The following is a 14,892-nucleotide window of genomic DNA, read 5'->3' as shown; positions in this document are numbered from 1 at the left end:
TGCGACCCGGCGATGCACTGCCACTGAACACCGAGACCCTGGACGCGGCGCAGATCGTCGCGGAAATCATCATGGAGCCGGCACAGACGCCATTGCTGGCCGCGGCCGCCGCGCGTGGTTGCAGAACCCATCCGGGCATGCCGATGCTGGAGGGCCAGGTCCGGCTCATGGCGGCATTCATGACGGGAATTACGAGCGACGAAGGAAGCCGGACATGAACACCGCAACTCTGGTTGCCGAGCTCAGAGCGCTGCTGGACGAGCGCGGCCTCCTCACGGAAGTGGCAGACATGGCGCCGTACGCCCACGACTGGCGAGGCTTGTTCAGCGGCACACCGTTGTGTGTGGCACTGCCGCGCAGCACGGAGGAGGTGAGTGCTGTCGTCCGCGCCTGCGCGGCCGCTGGTTGCGCCCTTGTGCCATACGGTGGCAACACGGGACTCTCCGGTGGTGCAACGCCGGACGGCAGTGGCCGCCAGGTGGTGCTGTCGCTGTCTCGCATGGCCGCGATCCGGAAGATCGATGTGTTCGGCGAAACGATCGAGCTCGAGGCGGGCTGCGTCTTGCAGACCGCCCAGGAGGCCGCGGCCGAGCATGGGCTTTTGCTGCCCGTCACGTTGGCGGCGGAAGGTTCGGCTCGCATCGGAGGCGTCGTGTCCACCAATGCGGGAGGCACTAATGTCCTGCGCTACGGGATGACACGCAGCCGGGTGCTGGGCCTCGAGGTCGTCACCGCTGACGGGCAGATCGTTGACGGCATGCGCCAACTGCGCAAAGACAACGCCGGCTACGACTGGAAGCAGTGGTTCATCGGCACCGAGGGCACGCTGGGGATCGTCACGCGCGCCGTGCTGCAGCTCGCGCCCATGCCGCGCTATCGCGTGACCGCCTTGTTGGCCGTGCCTGCCACTGCGGCGGCGCTCAACGTACTGCGTGCGGCCCGCCAGGCCATCGGGGACACGCTGACTGCGTTCGAGTTGATGTCGGGCGCGGCACTTGAGCTGGTCGCCCGCCATCAGCAACTTCGCTTGCCGATGGGCGACTCTTCCTGGTTCGTGCTCCTGGAGGCCAGCTCATCTCTTGCGGGCTTGCGCGATGCCGTCGAGGCATTTTTGGGGGAGGTCCTGGAGCGCGGGGAGGTGAGTGATGCGGTCGTGGCCGAATCAGAGCGCCAGGAGGCCGAACTGTGGGCGCTGCGTGAATCCATTACCGAAGCGGAGTCCAAAGAGGGGCCGTCCATCAAGCACGACGTGTCGGTGCCCATCTCCCAGATTCCCGCATTCCTGATGGCCGCCGATTCTGCCGTCGTCCGCGAGTTTCCGGGGACGCGTGTGAACGCCTTCGGGCACGCTGGCGACGGCAACATCCACTACAACCTGCTCGTGCCGCCGGGCACGGACAGCAGCGCTGTCAATGCATTGGTGCACGACGTGGTCGTCGCCCATGGCGGCAGCATCTCCGCCGAGCATGGCGTGGGGCAGTACCGGGTGGGCGAGCTGCTTCGCTGCAAGTCGCCCGCCGAGATCGCGCTGGCCCAACGAATCAAGAAGGCACTGGATCCCCGCAACTTGCTGAATCCCGGCAAGGTGCTGCCGATCCAGTGACTTCGCAGGGAGCATGAGAAATTGAGCATGGATTCATTTGACTACATCATCGTTGGCGGCGGCACCGCGGGCTGCGTCCTGGCGAACCGGCTGACTGCATCCGGAAAGCACCGTGTGCTCATGCTCGAAGCGGGCGGTGAGCCGAACGGCATGTGGATTCCGATACCGGCAGGCTTCAGCAAGCTGCTCACCAACCGCAAATACAACTGGCGATTCGAGACCACGCCCGAGGCCAACACGAACAATCGTGTCATCGCCGTGCCACGCGGCAAAGGCCTGGGCGGCTCTACGCTGATCAACGGCATGGTTTACGTGCGCGGCCAACCGCAAGACTACGACGCCTGGCGCGACGGCGGCGCCAGGGGCTGGGGCTACGCGGACGTCGAGCCCTACTTTCGCAGGCTGGAGCGCTATGCGCCAGGCGGAGCCTTCCGCGGCACCGACGGGCCGATGAATCTTGAGCAAGTGGGCGAGCGATTTCCGATCGCCGAGGGATTTCTGCATGCCGCAATGCAGGATGGCCATGCGCTGATCGATGACTACAACGGGTCCAACCAGGAAGGCTTCGGCTACTACCAGGTCTGCCAGCGCAATGGGCGGCGCTGGAGTGCTTACGACGCCTATCTGGCGCCGGCCAGGACGCGCGAAAACCTGGCGATCGCGACCCATGTCCAAGTGACTTCCCTTGAGCTGGAGGGCAGTCGCTGCGTCGGTGTCACTTACCGGGAGGGTGGGCGCGATGTGATGGTGCGGGCCAATGTCGAAGTGATCCTTGCGGCCGGCGCCATCCAGTCGCCGCAGCTCCTGGAGCTGTCGGGCATTGGCCAGCCCGAGCTGCTGCAATCTGTCGGCATTCCTGTGCGCCACGCGCTCAAGGGTGTGGGCGAGAACTACATCGACCACTTCGCCACGCGCATGAACTGGCGCGTGAAAAACACAGTCACGCTCAATGAGATGTCGCGGGGATGGCGACTCGTTCGGGAGGTGATGAACTACTACACGCGGCGCAAGGGCATCCTGACGCTGGGTACCGGGCTGGTTCACGGCTTCGTCAAGTCACAGCCGGACACGGCAACGCCGGATGCCCAGTACTTCTTTGTCCACGCGAGCTACGCCAACGCGGCCGAGCGCATCCTCGATCGCAAACCGGGCATGACCATCGGCGTCACGCAACTGCGTCCGGAGTCGCTGGGCAGCATTCACGTGCGTTCACGCGATCAGCTGATGGGCCCGGCCATCCGCCCAAACTTTCTCGACAGCCCGGTGGATCAGCTTTGCATGATCAGAAGCATGCAGTTGGCCCGGCGCATCGTCAATCAACCGGCGATGCGTCCGTACATCGACTTCGAGATGAACCCAGGCGAGGGCGTGAGCAGCGATGAGGACTGGCTGAGTTTCGCGCGCCAAAACGGCCAAAGCATCTATCACCCGATCGGTACCTGCCGGATGGGCGAAGATGATTCGGCCGTGGTCGACCTTCGCCTGAAGCTGCGTGGGTTGGCGGGCCTGCGCGTGGTCGATGCGTCTGTGATGCCCAAGATGGTCTCAGGCAACATTCAAGCCGCCGTGATGATGACAGCCGAGCGCGGAGCCGATCTCATCCTGGAAGACGCCAGGTGCTGAATGGCACCACAGCCATCAGCTACGGTGCGCCCCCAGAGACTTGTCAACGGCCAGCAATAGGCTTGCCGGTTGCAACAGAGGGCGGATAGACCGTGACTGGAAGGCCCCTTTGCCACTGCATCAGGTTTGCCGTAGCCAGCTGGTTCTGTCCGTTGTCGGCGAACTGGAAACCCCATCCGGTCGCTGTGGTGCCCGGCGCTTTCTTGTAAGCCAGCACAGCTTCTCGAATCTTTTCCTTGTCGGTGGATTTTGCGTTTGCCAGGATGTCCAGAAATGCCTTGGCGCCAACATAGTTCACAAGGCTATGTCCGGAGCGCGGGGCCATGAAGTACTGCCGCACATACGAGATCACGAAGCTGCGCAGGCCGGGGGCACCGGCCTCACCCATCGTCGCTTGGGGGAAGTCGACGTTGAACACGCCTTCCATGGCTGTACCCAGCGCACTCGCGGTGTCATTGAGCGAGTACCCGCCGCCGGCGCCGATGAAGGCCTTGGGTTTGAATCCAGCCGTGGCCGCCTGGCGAAAGAAAAGGATCGTGTCATTCTTGTACGACGTCTGCAAGACAATGTCTGCGCCGGCGCCCTTCAGCCGCTGGACGAGCGAGGCCAGATCCAGGCTTTTTGCGGAATACGACTGGCTCTCGACAACAGTGAGCCCCAGTCGCTTTGCCTCTTCTTTTTGGTAGCCGCCTACAAGGGTGCCATAGGGCCCATCTTCGTAGATGATGGCCAGTTTCAAGGTCTTCGGGTTAACTCGAAGACCCGGTGCGACCACTTTGACGACGGCCTCGATGGTGCGTTCGGCAAAGTTTTTGGCCGTGGCGTTGCTTCTGAAAACATTCCTGAATCCCCGGCCAGTGACGGTGTCGGCAACCGCGCCCAGCTCGAAGTAGGGCACGCCTGCCGGGTCGGTCACCTGCGTCGCCGCCAGCGAAATGCCGGACGCATAGCTGCCGAACACGGCAGTCACCTTTTCCGTGGAGATGAGGTGTTGAGCTCCGATCGCTGCCTGTTCGGCATCGGCAGCATCCGCCTTCACGAGCACGATCTTGTTGCCGTTGATGCCCCCTGCGGCATTCCTTTCTTCCACGGCAATCTGCAGGCCGCGGAAGCTCTCGTCACCGAGCTGCGCCAGGCCGCCGCTGAAGGGGTATAGCGCGCCGATCTTCACGTCCGCTGCATGCGCCGCCCCTAAACCAAGCGCTGCGGCGCCGAATGCGACAGCGGCAACCCGGAGAAGCCTGAGCATCTGGGTCTTCCTAACGCGTGGGCGTGTCACTTCGGCTTGAGTTTTTGTGAAGCGTTTCATAAATACTTTCCTTGGTGCTAAACTGAGAAAATTGGATTTAAAGAAATGAAGCGCTTCAATTGTGCGGGCGTCGCCCGTGCGTATGACGGGTATTTACCCTGAGATACGATGCCCCGGCGCTTTGCATGACCATCAACTGTTGCCAATGTCCGTAGATTCCCGCCCCACACTGGAAGATGTCGCTCGCCTCGCCGGTGTCTCGTTGGGGAGCGCCTCGCGCGCGCTTTCGATTCCGGACCAGGTCAAGCCCGTCACGTTGGAAAAGGTACAGCGCGCCGTGGAGCAATTGGGTTACGTGCGCAATGGCGCGGCCCAGGCGCTGGCTTCGCGTAGGACCCGAACCGTCGCGGCCGTGTACCCGACGCTGGACAACCCGATCTTCGCGGTCTCGATTCAATCCTTGCAGCGCACACTTTGGACCCTTGGCTACCAGCTGCTGGTGGCCAGCCACGAGTACAAGCCGGAACGCGAGGCCGAGGTTCTGAGGGCGATCCTCGAGCGCGGGGTCGATGGCATTGTGCTTGTCGGCACCGATCACGCCGACGCCGTGTTCGACCTGGCTCGACAGTACCGGTTGCCCTATGTGATGACCTGGTCGACCGACGAGCGTGGAACCCGGGACTGTATTGGGTTCTCTTACTACGACGCCGCCTACGAAATGGCCAGCCTGGTCGCGCAATACGGGCACTCACGCATAGCACTGTGCAGTGGCGTGGCCCAGGGCAACGAGCGGGTGCGGGCCCGTATCGCCGCCACTCGGGCAGCGCTCAAAGCCGCCGGTCTGGAACTGCGTCCTGAGTGGATGGAGGAGCAGCCCTTCACCTTCGATGGGGGCCGGCAGGCTGTGCGAAACCTCATGACTTTCAAGACACCACCGACCGCGCTTATCTGTGGCAACGATATCCAGGCCGTTGGTGCCATGGGCGAGTGTCGGGACCGCGGGCTGCGGGTTCCCGACGACCTGTCTGTGACGGGATCAGACGACGTCGAATTGGCTAATCTGGTGGAGCCTCGGCTTACGACCGTTCATGTTCCGACCGTCGAGATCGGGGTGCGTGCCGCAAGGCGCATCGTGGAGCTGATCGAAGATGTCGAATCGCCCGCTGAGTCCGATCTGGTAACGCGCCTCGTCGTGCGCGAAAGCTTGCGCAGGCTTTCTCCGGGCTAAGGCGACGTTGAACGCTGCGCTTCTGCTCACATAGGAAGTATCAACAATGAGCCGTCTCTTCGAGTCTTGGTCGTTGAACGATCTGCGCATGCCCAACCGGATCGTGATCGCTCCGATGTGCCAGTATTCGGCCACAGAAGGGTCCGCCACCGATTGGCACATGATCCACCTGGGCCACTTGGCACTCTCGGGCGCCGGACTGATGATTCTGGAAGCGACTTCGGTGTCGGCGCGTGGCCGCATTTCGTCGCAGGACCTGGGCCTGTACTCTCATGAGAACGAGGCAGCTCTGGCCCGCGTGCTCGGCGCTATCCGGGCCTATTCACCCATCGCACTGGCTATCCAGCTCTCGCATGCCGGTCGCAAGGCGTCCAGCCAGGCCCCGTGGAACGGTGGCGCCCAAATCGCAGCCGATGAACCGGGCGGCTGGACAACCGAAGCGCCCAGCGCTGTGCCGCACGCGGACGGCGAAGGCGCGCCGATGGCGCTGGATGCGGGAGGACTGCGCCGCGTGCGCGATGACTTCGTTGAGGCGACACACCGCGCCGCGCGCCTGGGATTCGACGGTATCGAAGTGCATGGCGCGCACGGCTATCTGCTGCATCAGTTCTTGTCGCCCATCGCCAACAAGCGCGACGACGCGTACGGCGGCAGCCTGGAGAACCGCATGCGCTTTCCGCTGGAGGTGTTCGACGCCGTGCGTGCGGCGTTCCCGGCCGAGAAGCCGGTCTGGATGCGCATCTCCGCCACCGACTGGGTGCCGGGCGGATGGGACATCGAGGGGACGGTAGCGCTGTCGCACGCCCTGAAGGCGCGCGGCTGCGCCGCCATTCACGTCACCACCGGCGGCGTTTCACCTGCGCAGGCCATCAAGCTCGGCCCGGGGTACCAGGTGCCGTACGCGCAGAAAGTCAAGGCCGAAGTAGGCCTGCCCACCATGGCCGTGGGCCTGATCACCGAGCCCGAGCAGGCCGAAGCGATCATCGCCAACGGCGAGGCGGACGCTGTGTCACTGGCCAGGGCGATGCTGTATGACCCGCGCTGGCCCTGGCACGCGGCCGCGAAGCTTGGCGCGCATGTCCTTGCCCCAAAGCAGTACTGGCGCTCGCAACCCCGCGAGCACAAGGAATTGTTCGACGGGGTGAACTTCGGGCAGCGCTAAGCGCGCGGCGCGGTCCTAAGGAGCTTGGATGATCGATCTTCGTCAGGTACTCGTTCACATGCGCGCGGGCCGGTGGATAGATGCCCACAACCTCGTGCAAAGCGACGATTCCGATTCTCAGCAGGCCGCATGGCTGCACGGCATCCTGCACATCCAAGAGGGTGACCTGGAAGATGCCGAATATTGGTACGGCAAGGCCAACCGTAATTTCCGCAGCCGTGGAACGCTTGATGAAGAGTTGCAGCGTTTCGAGGCGGAGTTGACTGTTTAGCTCATCACCGGTGATCAACGGTCGCGGTGCAGGCCCGCCACGGTCTGCCCGAGCCAAAGCAGGGTGCGGTCGAGTGATGCCGACCACGGGTGGCTGCAATTGAGGCGGATGAAGTTCCGGTAGTCGCGGCGGGCGGAAAAGATGGGCCCCGGGGCGATGCCGATATCGCGCGATGCCGCCTGGTCGAACAGGGCAAACGAATCGACGGATTCCGGCAATTGGACCCACAGGACGTAGCCGCCCTGCGGCCGCGTGAATCGCGTGCCCTCCGGGAAGTGCTGCGTGACGGCTTGGGACATCCGGTTCACTCCGTCCTGCAATCCTTGGCGAAGCCGCCGAAGGTGCCTCTCATACGCATGATGCCGCAGGTAGTGCGCGATGGCGGCCTGTGGCGGCACGGAGGTGCCCAACGTGGTCGCGAACTTGCGATTGACGATGGCTTCCCGAAAGCGCCCGGCAGCGACCCAGCCGATCTTGAAACCCGGTGCAAGGCATTTCGTGAATGATCCGCAATGCAGCACGATGCCTCGCTTGTCGAAAGCCTTCGCGGCCCGGTTGTGCCGAAAGTCGAACTGCAGCTCGGTGTACACGTCGTTCTCGACCATCGGTACGTCGTGGCGCTGGAGCAGCTTGACCAGGGCTCGCTTCTTTTCCTCCGGCATCGAGAATCCCAGGGGGTTCTGGCAATTCGTCATCAAGAGGCAGGCCGCGACCTTGTGGCGGTGCAGCGTCTTGTCCAGCACGCCGAGGTCCAGTCCATGTCCGGCGTCGGTGGGCATCTCGATCGCGCCCAGCCCGAGCTGTTCCATCAATTGCAATCCCGAAAAGAACATCGGAGAGTCGATCAGCACAAGGTCGCCGGGCTTGGTCACGGCCTGCAGCGACAAGCTGATGGCTTCCATGCCGCCGCATGTGATGACGATCTCCTCCATGGGAACCACGTAGCCGAGTTCAAGGTAGCGCTGGGCGATCGCACGGCGCAGTTCGGGCAGCCCCAATTGCAGGTCGGCCACGGTATTCGCGTAGCTGCTGTGCCGGCTGCTCGCTCCCAACGCTCGGTTGAGGGCTTGCAACGGAAACAGGGACGGGTCCGGAAACGACGAGCCCAGCGAGGTCACGCGCGAGCCCACAAGGTCGCCGAGGGTGTCGCGCACGCGTTCGCGAGCGCCGATGCGCACGACCTTTGGTCGCATCAAGCCCGCGCGCGGCAACGGTCCGACGGCGTCGGCACGCGCCCGGACGTAGAAGCCTGACTGTGGTCGTGCTTCGACCAGGCTGCGAGCTTCAAGCACCGAGTACGCCTGGATCACCGTGCCCTTGCTCACCTTGCACTGCGCCGCGGCAACGCGCACCGACGGAAGCGCATCGCCGGGGAGCAGTGACCCGCCGGCGATGAGGTCGGAAATGTCCTCTGCGATCTCGAGGTAACGGGTCATTGAGTTGCTGTTCGTTCGCGCCCAACTGTACCAGTCCGATACTCAACCAACTGTCACTGTACCGTTTCCGGCCCGTTTCCTACAGTTGCCTGGCATTGCCGAATCACCAGGAGACACCATGGAAGTTGCCCACCCTGTTCCCCGCCGCAGCCTGCTGTTCGTCCCTGGTCTGCGGCCCGACAGATACCTCAAGGCCATCGTTTCGGGCGCGGACGCCGTGTGCGTCGATCTGGAAGATGCCGTGGCCATCGACCGCAAGGACGAAGCCCGTGAACTCACGCTGCCGCTGTTCGCCGGCGCCAACCCCAATGGCTGCGAACGGGTCGTGCGCATCAATTCGCTGGACACCGCGCACGGCCTGCGCGACATCGAAGCACTTATCCGCCTCGCTCATGTGCCTGACGCCGTCATGGTGCCCAAGGTCCGCTCCGCGGCCGAGATCAAATTGCTGGACGAGCTGTTGCAAGGGGCGGCGGCATCCATCAGGTTCTACGCGATTGTCGAGACCAACCAGGGCCTGGAGAACGTCTTCGAGATCGCCGGTGCGAGCCGGCGCATGGTATGCCTGCTGTTCGGCGAGGTGGATCTTTCAGCCGATCTGCGCTGCCGGCGCACGTCCACGGCCCTGCTGTACGCGCGCTCGCGGACGGCGCATGCCGCGGCCGCTTTCGAACTCGATGTGATGGATGTCCCGCACATCCACCTCGAAGACAAACAGGGCCTGCACGTCGCGGCCGCGCATGCGGCCGAACTGGGGTTCACGGGAAAGGGTTGCATCCATCCCACCCAGGTTCCCGTCGTGCACGAGTACTTCACGCCCAGCGCCGCGGAAGTCGCCCGTGCCGAGCAGGCCGTGGCCGCGTTCAAGGAAAGCGGCGCTACGGGCCTGGCGATGCTTGACGGGCTGATGCTGCAAAAGCCCGTGCTGCGATCTTCGCAGCGCATCCTGGCCCTGGCGCGCCAGAGCGCCGCAATGGCTACACAATGAGCAGCGACATCATCCTCTACGAACTAGCGGCCGCGGACGATACCCGGTTCAGCCCGTTCTGCTGGCGTACGCGCTGGGGCTTGCGGCACAAAGGCTTGGCGTTCAAGTCGGTCCAGATCGGGTTTCCGGACATCGGCGAGCTCGGGGGCTCACGCCGCACGGTCCCGGCGATTCGCATCGGAGGCACGTTCGTCGAAGACAGCTGGGACATCGCAGAGTTCCTCGACGAGCGTTTCCCGGACCGGCCGCCGCTGTTTGGCTGTCCGCTGGGCAAGGGAACGGCGCGATTCGTGGAGTGTTTCACCGACAAGGTGATGCATCCGGCCATGTTGCGGCTCGTCTCGCGCGACGTGTTTGAGTTGATGAATTCCCATGATCAGGCGTACTTCCGCAAGACGCGCGAAGAGATGCTCGGCTGCACGCTGGAACAAGCGCCGATTGGGCGCGAGCAGCAGGTGCTGGCATTCAGGAAGGCGATCCATCCGATTCGCCTTACCCTGAACAGGCAGCCCTGGTTGGGGGGCAACGCACCAGGCCATGCCGACTACATCGTGCTCGCGGCCTTCCAGTGGGCTCGCCTCGCGAGCCCGTTCAAGGTGCTGGAAGACGGCGATCCAATCGCGCAGTGGTTCCGCCGCGGTCTGGATCTGCATGAGGGCTTTGGCCAGAAGGTCCACCCCGAGCACGGCGGCCCCGGCTTCGCGGGTACCGGCGTATGGAAGCCCGAGATGCTGCTCAGGGCGTGGGGCGGCTGACACAGCGCGGCCAACACGCCCACGACGCGGCTTCTCGCAGTTGTGAATTTCTAGCAGCGGCGCATCCCCGCGCCGCGCGAAAACCATGGAGACAGTCATGACCTCTCGCCATCGCATCTTCGCGCTGCTCGCGTTTTCCGCGGCACCGTTCCTGGTCCACGCGCAAGCCAAGGACTATCCGAACCGGCCCATCACACTTATCGTGCCCTGGACCGCCGGCGGCTCGACGGACGTCGTGATGCGCGCGGTAGCCACTGCCGCGGCCCGCAAGATCGGCCAGCCGTTCGTTGTGGAAAACAAGCCGGGGGTGGCCGGCACGCTGGGGCCCGCCACGATGGCCGCCACGGCCAAGCCGGATGGCTACACGATCGCGCAGGTCTCGATTCCGCTGTTTCGGCTGCCGCTGATCCAGAAGGTGACCTGGAACCCGGAAAAGGACTTCACCTACATCGTCAACCTGATGGGCTACACCTACGGCATCACGGCCGGAGCGCAGACACCGTTCACGACCTGGGGAGACGTCGTCGCCTATGCGAAGAAGAACCCCGGGCGGCTGTCTTACGGCTCGCCCGGCCAGAGCACGACGGCGCACCTCGGAATGGAACAGATCGCGGCCTTGGACGGCATCGAGTTCGTGCACGTTCCGTTCAAGAGCAGCCCCGAGAGCAACGTCGCTCTGGTCGGCGGACACACGGACCTCCAGGTGGACGGGGCCGGATGGAAGCCCATTGTGGAGAGCGGCAAGGCACGGCTGCTGGCGGTGTGGACCGACAAGCGCACCAAGCGGTGGCCGGATGTGCCCACGCTCAAGGAACTGGGTTACCCGCTGGTGATTGACGCACCGATCGGCGTGGCGGGCCCGAGGGGAATGGACCCCAAGATCGCGGCGAAGCTGCACGACGCGTTTCGCGCGGCATTGGACGACCCCGAGGTCCAGCGGGTCATGGCCGACTTCGAGATGGTCCCGAACTACCTGGGGCCTGTGGAATACCGCAAATATCTGCTCGAGCAACAGGCGCGGGAAAAGGTGCTGGTCAAGCGCCTGGGACTGGCGATCGAAAAGTGACGCAGCCCGCATTTCAAACCCACAGCGCGCACTGGGGTGCCTTTCTGGCGCAATGGCGAGATGGCAAGCTGGAGGTGCGGCCTCATCCTGGCGATCCGGATCCCAACCCGCTGATCGACAATTTCCCGGATGCCTTGCAGCATCGCGCAAGAGTCGCGATGCCTGCCGTCCGCCGCGGTTGGCTGGAACGCGGGCCCGGTCCGGATTCGAAGCGGGGCCGAGACGAGTTCGTGCCGATGGCCTGGCCGCAGGTGCTGGACCTGCTCGCCCGCGAACTTCAACGAGTGAAGAGCGAGCATGGTCCGGCCGCCGTTTTTGGCGGCTCCTACGGGTGGTCCAGCGCCGGCCGATTTCATCACACGCAAAGCCAGGTCCACCGTTTCCTCAACACGGTGCTGGGAGGGTATGTGCGTTCGGTGAACAGCTACAGCGCCGGCTGCGCCGAGGTTCTGTTGCCTTACGTGTTCGGCTCATACGAAAAGGTGGTGCGGCGCAACGTGACGTGGGAACAGGTCGTGGACCACACGGATGTCGTCCTGGCCTTCGGGGGCATGGCGCTGAAGAACTCGCGCGTGGCGGGCGGTGGCGTCAGCCGTCACATCGAGCGCGACTCGATGCGCCGCGCGGCCGAGCGCGGCTGCCGATTCGTGTGCGTCTCTCCCTTGCGCTCCGACCTGCCGCAAGAGGCCCGCGCCGAGTGGCTGCCCGTCACGCCCGGCACGGACGCGGCGATGATGCTGGGGCTGGCGCATACCCTCGCGGCCGAGGCGCTGCACGACCGCGATTTCCTGGCGAGCCATTGCGATGGCTGGGACGGGTTCGAGGCCTACCTGAGCGGTCGCAGCGACGGCGTCGCGAAGAGCGCTGACTGGGCGGCCGCGATCTGCGGCATTGCGCCCGACGTCCTGCGTTCCCTGGCGCGTTCGCTGCGCGGACGTCGTGTGCTCATCACGGTCGCGCACTCGCTGCAACGCGCCGAGCACGGCGAGCAGCCTGTGTGGATGGCAGCGGTACTGTCCGCGATGCTCGGCCAGATCGGGCTCCCGGGTGGCGGCTACAACTACGCGCTCGGGGCCCTGGCCCACTATGGCCGCCGTAACAACGCCGTTCCGTCTCCCGCCTTGCCCCAAGGCGCCAACAGCGTGAAGGAATTCATCCCGGTCGCACGCATCGCCGATATGCTGATGAACCCCGGCCAGCCGTTCGACTACAACGGCCAGCGACTGGTGTACCCAGACATCCGGCTTGCCTACTGGGCCGGCGGCAATCCGTTCCACCATCACCAGGACCTGCCGCGGCTGGCGCGAGCCTTCGCGCGGCTGGAAACCTTCGTCGTGCACGAGAGCGTCTGGACCGCGACGGCACGCCACGCCGATATCGTGCTGCCCGCAACCCTGACCCTGGAACGCGAGGACATCGGGACAACGCCCACCGATCCGCTCATGATCGCGATGCATCGGATCGCCGAGCCCCACGCGCAAGCGCGCGACGATTACGAGATCTTCTGCGAGCTCGCACGTCGTTTGGGTGGGCTGGATGCGTTCAGCGAAGGACGCACGGCCCGCGACTGGCTGCGGCATCTGTACGGCAAGACCCGCGATACGCTCGCCGCGCTGGGGCTGGATCCGCCAGATTTCGAGACCTTCTGGCAGCGCGGCGAATTGAAGCTGCCGCAGGCCAGTGACGACGGCGGTATGCTGCGCGCCTTCCGCGAGCAGCCGGAGTTGCACCCGCTGCAAACGCCCAGCGGCAAGATCCAGATCAGTTCGCCCGCCATCGCAAGCTTCGGCTATGCGGATTGCCCCGGGCACCCGGTATGGCTGCCATCGACTGAGGCGCCCGATGCAGACCATCCGCTTCGTCTTATCTCCAACCAGCCCGCGACCCGGCTGCACAGCCAGTTGGATTTCGGCGGCCACAGCCAGGCGCACAAACTGCAGGGGCGCGAGATTTGCACAATGCACCCGGCGACGGCGGCCGAGCGCGGCATCGCCGAGGGCGACGTAGCGCGCCTGTTCAATGCCCGGGGCGCTTGTCTGGCGGCGGTGAGGCTGTCTGGCGACATGCTGCCCGGTGTAGTGCAACTGGCCACCGGGGCCTGGTACGACGCGGTCGATGACGACCATGGCGGCGTCCTGTGCGTCCATGGCAATCCGAATGTCCTGACCCGCGACATTGGCACCTCCCGGTTGACACAGGGCTGCACCGGCCAGCTCACGGTGGTGCAGGTTGAACGTTTCCAGGGGGAATTGCCACCGGTGCGGGCTTATGAGCCGCCGGCCCCAAACAACTGATCCAGAGGTTTCAATGAAAGTCACAAAAATCGAAGTGCTGGAGGCGGACCTGTCGGGCCGCGACGGCACGGCTTCCTGGCGCCACGTGATGGCGCGCGTTCATACCGATGAAGGTGTCAGCGGCCTGGGCGAGGTAGGCATGTCCTACGGCACCGGCGCACCGGCTGCCGCGCCGATGATCCTCACATTGGGCGAACGCTTCATCCTCGGCGCGGACCCGTTCCATACCGAGACGGTGTGGGAGCACATGCTGCGGCGCACCTTCTGGGCCGAAGGTGGCGGAGGGCCCGTGATCTTCGGCGCGATGAGCGCCATCGATACCGCGCTGTGGGACATCAAGGGCCAGGTGCTCGGGCAGCCGATCCATCGGCTGCTGGGGTGTGCCACACCGCCGCCGCTGCGCTGCTATGCCAGCCAGCTGCAACTCGGTTGGGGGCAAGAGGCGGCTTGGCTGTCGGCGCCGGCGCAGTACCGCGAGGTGGCGATTCAGGCGCGCGAAGAGGGTTTCGACTGCATCAAGGTCGATCCGGTCATGCTCGATGCGCAGGGCAAGCGGGCCGTGGACTTGCGCGGCATCTTCACCCCGGCGCAGCGCAAGCTGATCCGCCAACGAATGGAGGCGACACGCGATGGCCTCGGCCCGGACGTCGACATCATCGTCGAGCTGCATTCGCTCACATCCACGGCGGGTGCCTTGCAGATCGCCGAACTGGTGCAGGACCTCGGCATCCTCTTCCTGGAGGAACCGACGCACAACAACAACGCGCACGCCCAATTGAAGATGGCGCGCAAATCGCCGATTCCCCTGGCCACAGGTGAGCGGCTCTATACGCGCTGGGGTTTCCTGCCCTACCTGGAAGCCGGCGCCATCGACATGATTCAGCCCGACGTGGGCTTGGTGGGCGGCATCAGCGAGGCCTGGAAAGTGGCCCAGCTGGCCCATGCCTACGACGTCGGGGTGCAGGCGCATGTGTGTGGCTCACCGCTGGCAACAGCCGTCGCCCTGCAATTCGAGGCGGCCATTCCCAACTTCGAGATCCACGAGCACCACGCCTATGCCCTCAGGCGCTGCAACCGGGAGTTGTTCGAACAGGACCTGCAGCCAAAGGATGGACATTTCGTGGTGCCGACCGCGCCTGGTCTGGGCATGACGCTGCGTCCGGAGGCCGAGCGGCAGATGATCAAGACGAGCGTGAGTCTCTCGAAATAGCAAGCAA

12 protein-coding genes and 1 pseudogene are annotated in these 14,892 nt (G+C 64.5%); 11 read left to right on the top strand and 2 right to left on the bottom strand.

What is annotated here, in order from left to right; genetic code table 11:
- From EEB15_RS33655 to EEB15_RS12665, 3 genes and pseudogenes are all read left to right on the top strand, one after another.
- Window positions 1–218: pseudogene (locus tag EEB15_RS33655) on the top strand (shikimate dehydrogenase); the annotation flags it as partial.
- Window positions 215–1,603, top strand: a complete 1,389-nt coding sequence (locus EEB15_RS12670; RefSeq protein ID WP_141510213.1) for an FAD-binding oxidoreductase — start codon at window positions 215–217, stop codon at window positions 1,601–1,603. The pseudogene EEB15_RS33655 and the gene EEB15_RS12670, both read left to right, overlap by 4 nt.
- Before the next feature lie 27 nt (window positions 1,604–1,630).
- On the top strand, window positions 1,631–3,226 hold the full coding sequence (locus tag EEB15_RS12665) for a GMC family oxidoreductase (RefSeq protein ID WP_141510212.1): 1,596 nt from the start codon (window positions 1,631–1,633) through the stop codon (window positions 3,224–3,226).
- A gap of 43 nt (window positions 3,227–3,269) precedes the next feature.
- On the opposite strand, the gene EEB15_RS12660 is transcribed toward EEB15_RS12665, so the two are convergent.
- On the bottom strand, window positions 3,270–4,535 hold the full coding sequence (locus tag EEB15_RS12660) for an ABC transporter substrate-binding protein (protein WP_233259470.1): 1,266 nt from the start codon (window positions 4,533–4,535) through the stop codon (window positions 3,270–3,272).
- 145 nt (window positions 4,536–4,680) lie between these two features.
- Here EEB15_RS12660 and EEB15_RS12655 point away from each other — a divergent pair, with 145 nt between their 5' ends.
- Genes EEB15_RS12655 through EEB15_RS12645 form a run of 3 tightly spaced genes read left to right on the top strand, consistent with a single transcriptional unit; the run spans window position 4,681 to window position 7,136 of the window.
- Window positions 4,681–5,703, top strand: a complete 1,023-nt coding sequence (locus EEB15_RS12655) for a LacI family DNA-binding transcriptional regulator (protein WP_141510211.1) — start codon at window positions 4,681–4,683, stop codon at window positions 5,701–5,703.
- 46 nt (window positions 5,704–5,749) lie between these two features.
- Window positions 5,750–6,865 (top strand): NADH:flavin oxidoreductase/NADH oxidase, encoded by a 1,116-nt coding sequence (locus EEB15_RS12650; RefSeq protein WP_141510210.1) that lies wholly within the window; start codon window positions 5,750–5,752, stop codon window positions 6,863–6,865.
- Between the two features lie 28 nt (window positions 6,866–6,893).
- The gene (locus EEB15_RS12645; protein WP_141510209.1) at window positions 6,894–7,136 is read left to right on the top strand and encodes a hypothetical protein; all 243 of its coding nucleotides are present in this window, start codon (window positions 6,894–6,896) and stop codon (window positions 7,134–7,136) included.
- 14 nt (window positions 7,137–7,150) lie between these two features.
- On the opposite strand, the gene EEB15_RS12640 is transcribed toward EEB15_RS12645, so the two are convergent.
- Window positions 7,151–8,572: a PLP-dependent aminotransferase family protein gene (locus EEB15_RS12640; RefSeq protein WP_141510208.1), complete on the bottom strand. Its 1,422-nt coding sequence runs from the start codon at window positions 8,570–8,572 to the stop codon at window positions 7,151–7,153.
- Between the two features lie 118 nt (window positions 8,573–8,690).
- Here EEB15_RS12640 and EEB15_RS12635 point away from each other — a divergent pair, with 118 nt between their 5' ends.
- The 5 genes from EEB15_RS12635 (at window position 8,691) to EEB15_RS12615 (ending at window position 14,885) form a co-directional block, all read left to right on the top strand.
- Window positions 8,691–9,560 (top strand): CoA ester lyase, encoded by an 870-nt coding sequence (locus tag EEB15_RS12635; RefSeq protein WP_141510207.1) that lies wholly within the window; start codon window positions 8,691–8,693, stop codon window positions 9,558–9,560.
- The gene (locus tag EEB15_RS12630; RefSeq protein ID WP_141510206.1) at window positions 9,557–10,315 is read left to right on the top strand and encodes a glutathione S-transferase N-terminal domain-containing protein; all 759 of its coding nucleotides are present in this window, start codon (window positions 9,557–9,559) and stop codon (window positions 10,313–10,315) included. Before EEB15_RS12635 ends, EEB15_RS12630 begins: the two co-directional genes overlap by 4 nt.
- A 97-nt stretch (window positions 10,316–10,412) precedes the next feature.
- Window positions 10,413–11,381: a tripartite tricarboxylate transporter substrate binding protein gene (locus tag EEB15_RS12625; RefSeq protein WP_141510205.1), complete on the top strand. Its 969-nt coding sequence runs from the start codon at window positions 10,413–10,415 to the stop codon at window positions 11,379–11,381.
- The gene (locus EEB15_RS12620) at window positions 11,378–13,675 is read left to right on the top strand and encodes a molybdopterin guanine dinucleotide-containing S/N-oxide reductase (protein WP_158290091.1); all 2,298 of its coding nucleotides are present in this window, start codon (window positions 11,378–11,380) and stop codon (window positions 13,673–13,675) included. Before EEB15_RS12625 ends, EEB15_RS12620 begins: the two co-directional genes overlap by 4 nt.
- A 13-nt stretch (window positions 13,676–13,688) precedes the next feature.
- Entirely contained in the window at window positions 13,689–14,885 is a 1,197-nt protein-coding gene (locus EEB15_RS12615) for a mandelate racemase/muconate lactonizing enzyme family protein (RefSeq protein WP_141510204.1), read from the top strand.
- Window positions 14,886–14,892: the final 7 nt, after the last annotated feature.

The sequence above is a fragment of the Ramlibacter sp. WS9 genome, from assembly GCF_003797765.1.
Taxonomy (GTDB): Bacteria; Pseudomonadota; Gammaproteobacteria; order Burkholderiales; family Burkholderiaceae_C; genus Ramlibacter.
Note: the sequence above shows the minus strand (reverse complement) of the source record. Positions and strands in the feature narration are given on the sequence as shown.

Bases quoted from the DNA above. Each gene is read 5' to 3' on its own strand.
- EEB15_RS12630 (WP_141510206.1), top strand. From the start codon at position 9,557: ATGAGCAGCGACATCATCCTCTACGAACTAGCGGCCGCGGACGATACC.
- EEB15_RS12665 (WP_141510212.1), top strand. From the start codon at position 1,631: ATGGATTCATTTGACTACATCATCGTTGGCGGCGGCACCGCGGGCTGC.
- EEB15_RS12640 (WP_141510208.1), bottom strand. From the start codon at position 8,572: ATGACCCGTTACCTCGAGATCGCAGAGGACATTTCCGACCTCATCGCC.
- EEB15_RS12645 (WP_141510209.1), top strand. From the start codon at position 6,894: ATGATCGATCTTCGTCAGGTACTCGTTCACATGCGCGCGGGCCGGTGG.
- EEB15_RS12625 (WP_141510205.1), top strand. From the start codon at position 10,413: ATGACCTCTCGCCATCGCATCTTCGCGCTGCTCGCGTTTTCCGCGGCA.
- EEB15_RS12670 (WP_141510213.1), top strand. From the start codon at position 215: ATGAACACCGCAACTCTGGTTGCCGAGCTCAGAGCGCTGCTGGACGAG.
- EEB15_RS12650 (WP_141510210.1), top strand. From the start codon at position 5,750: ATGAGCCGTCTCTTCGAGTCTTGGTCGTTGAACGATCTGCGCATGCCC.
- EEB15_RS12615 (WP_141510204.1), top strand. From the start codon at position 13,689: ATGAAAGTCACAAAAATCGAAGTGCTGGAGGCGGACCTGTCGGGCCGC.
- EEB15_RS12635 (WP_141510207.1), top strand. From the start codon at position 8,691: ATGGAAGTTGCCCACCCTGTTCCCCGCCGCAGCCTGCTGTTCGTCCCT.
- EEB15_RS12655 (WP_141510211.1), top strand. From the start codon at position 4,681: ATGTCCGTAGATTCCCGCCCCACACTGGAAGATGTCGCTCGCCTCGCC.
- EEB15_RS12660 (WP_233259470.1), bottom strand. From the start codon at position 4,535: ATGAAACGCTTCACAAAAACTCAAGCCGAAGTGACACGCCCACGCGTT.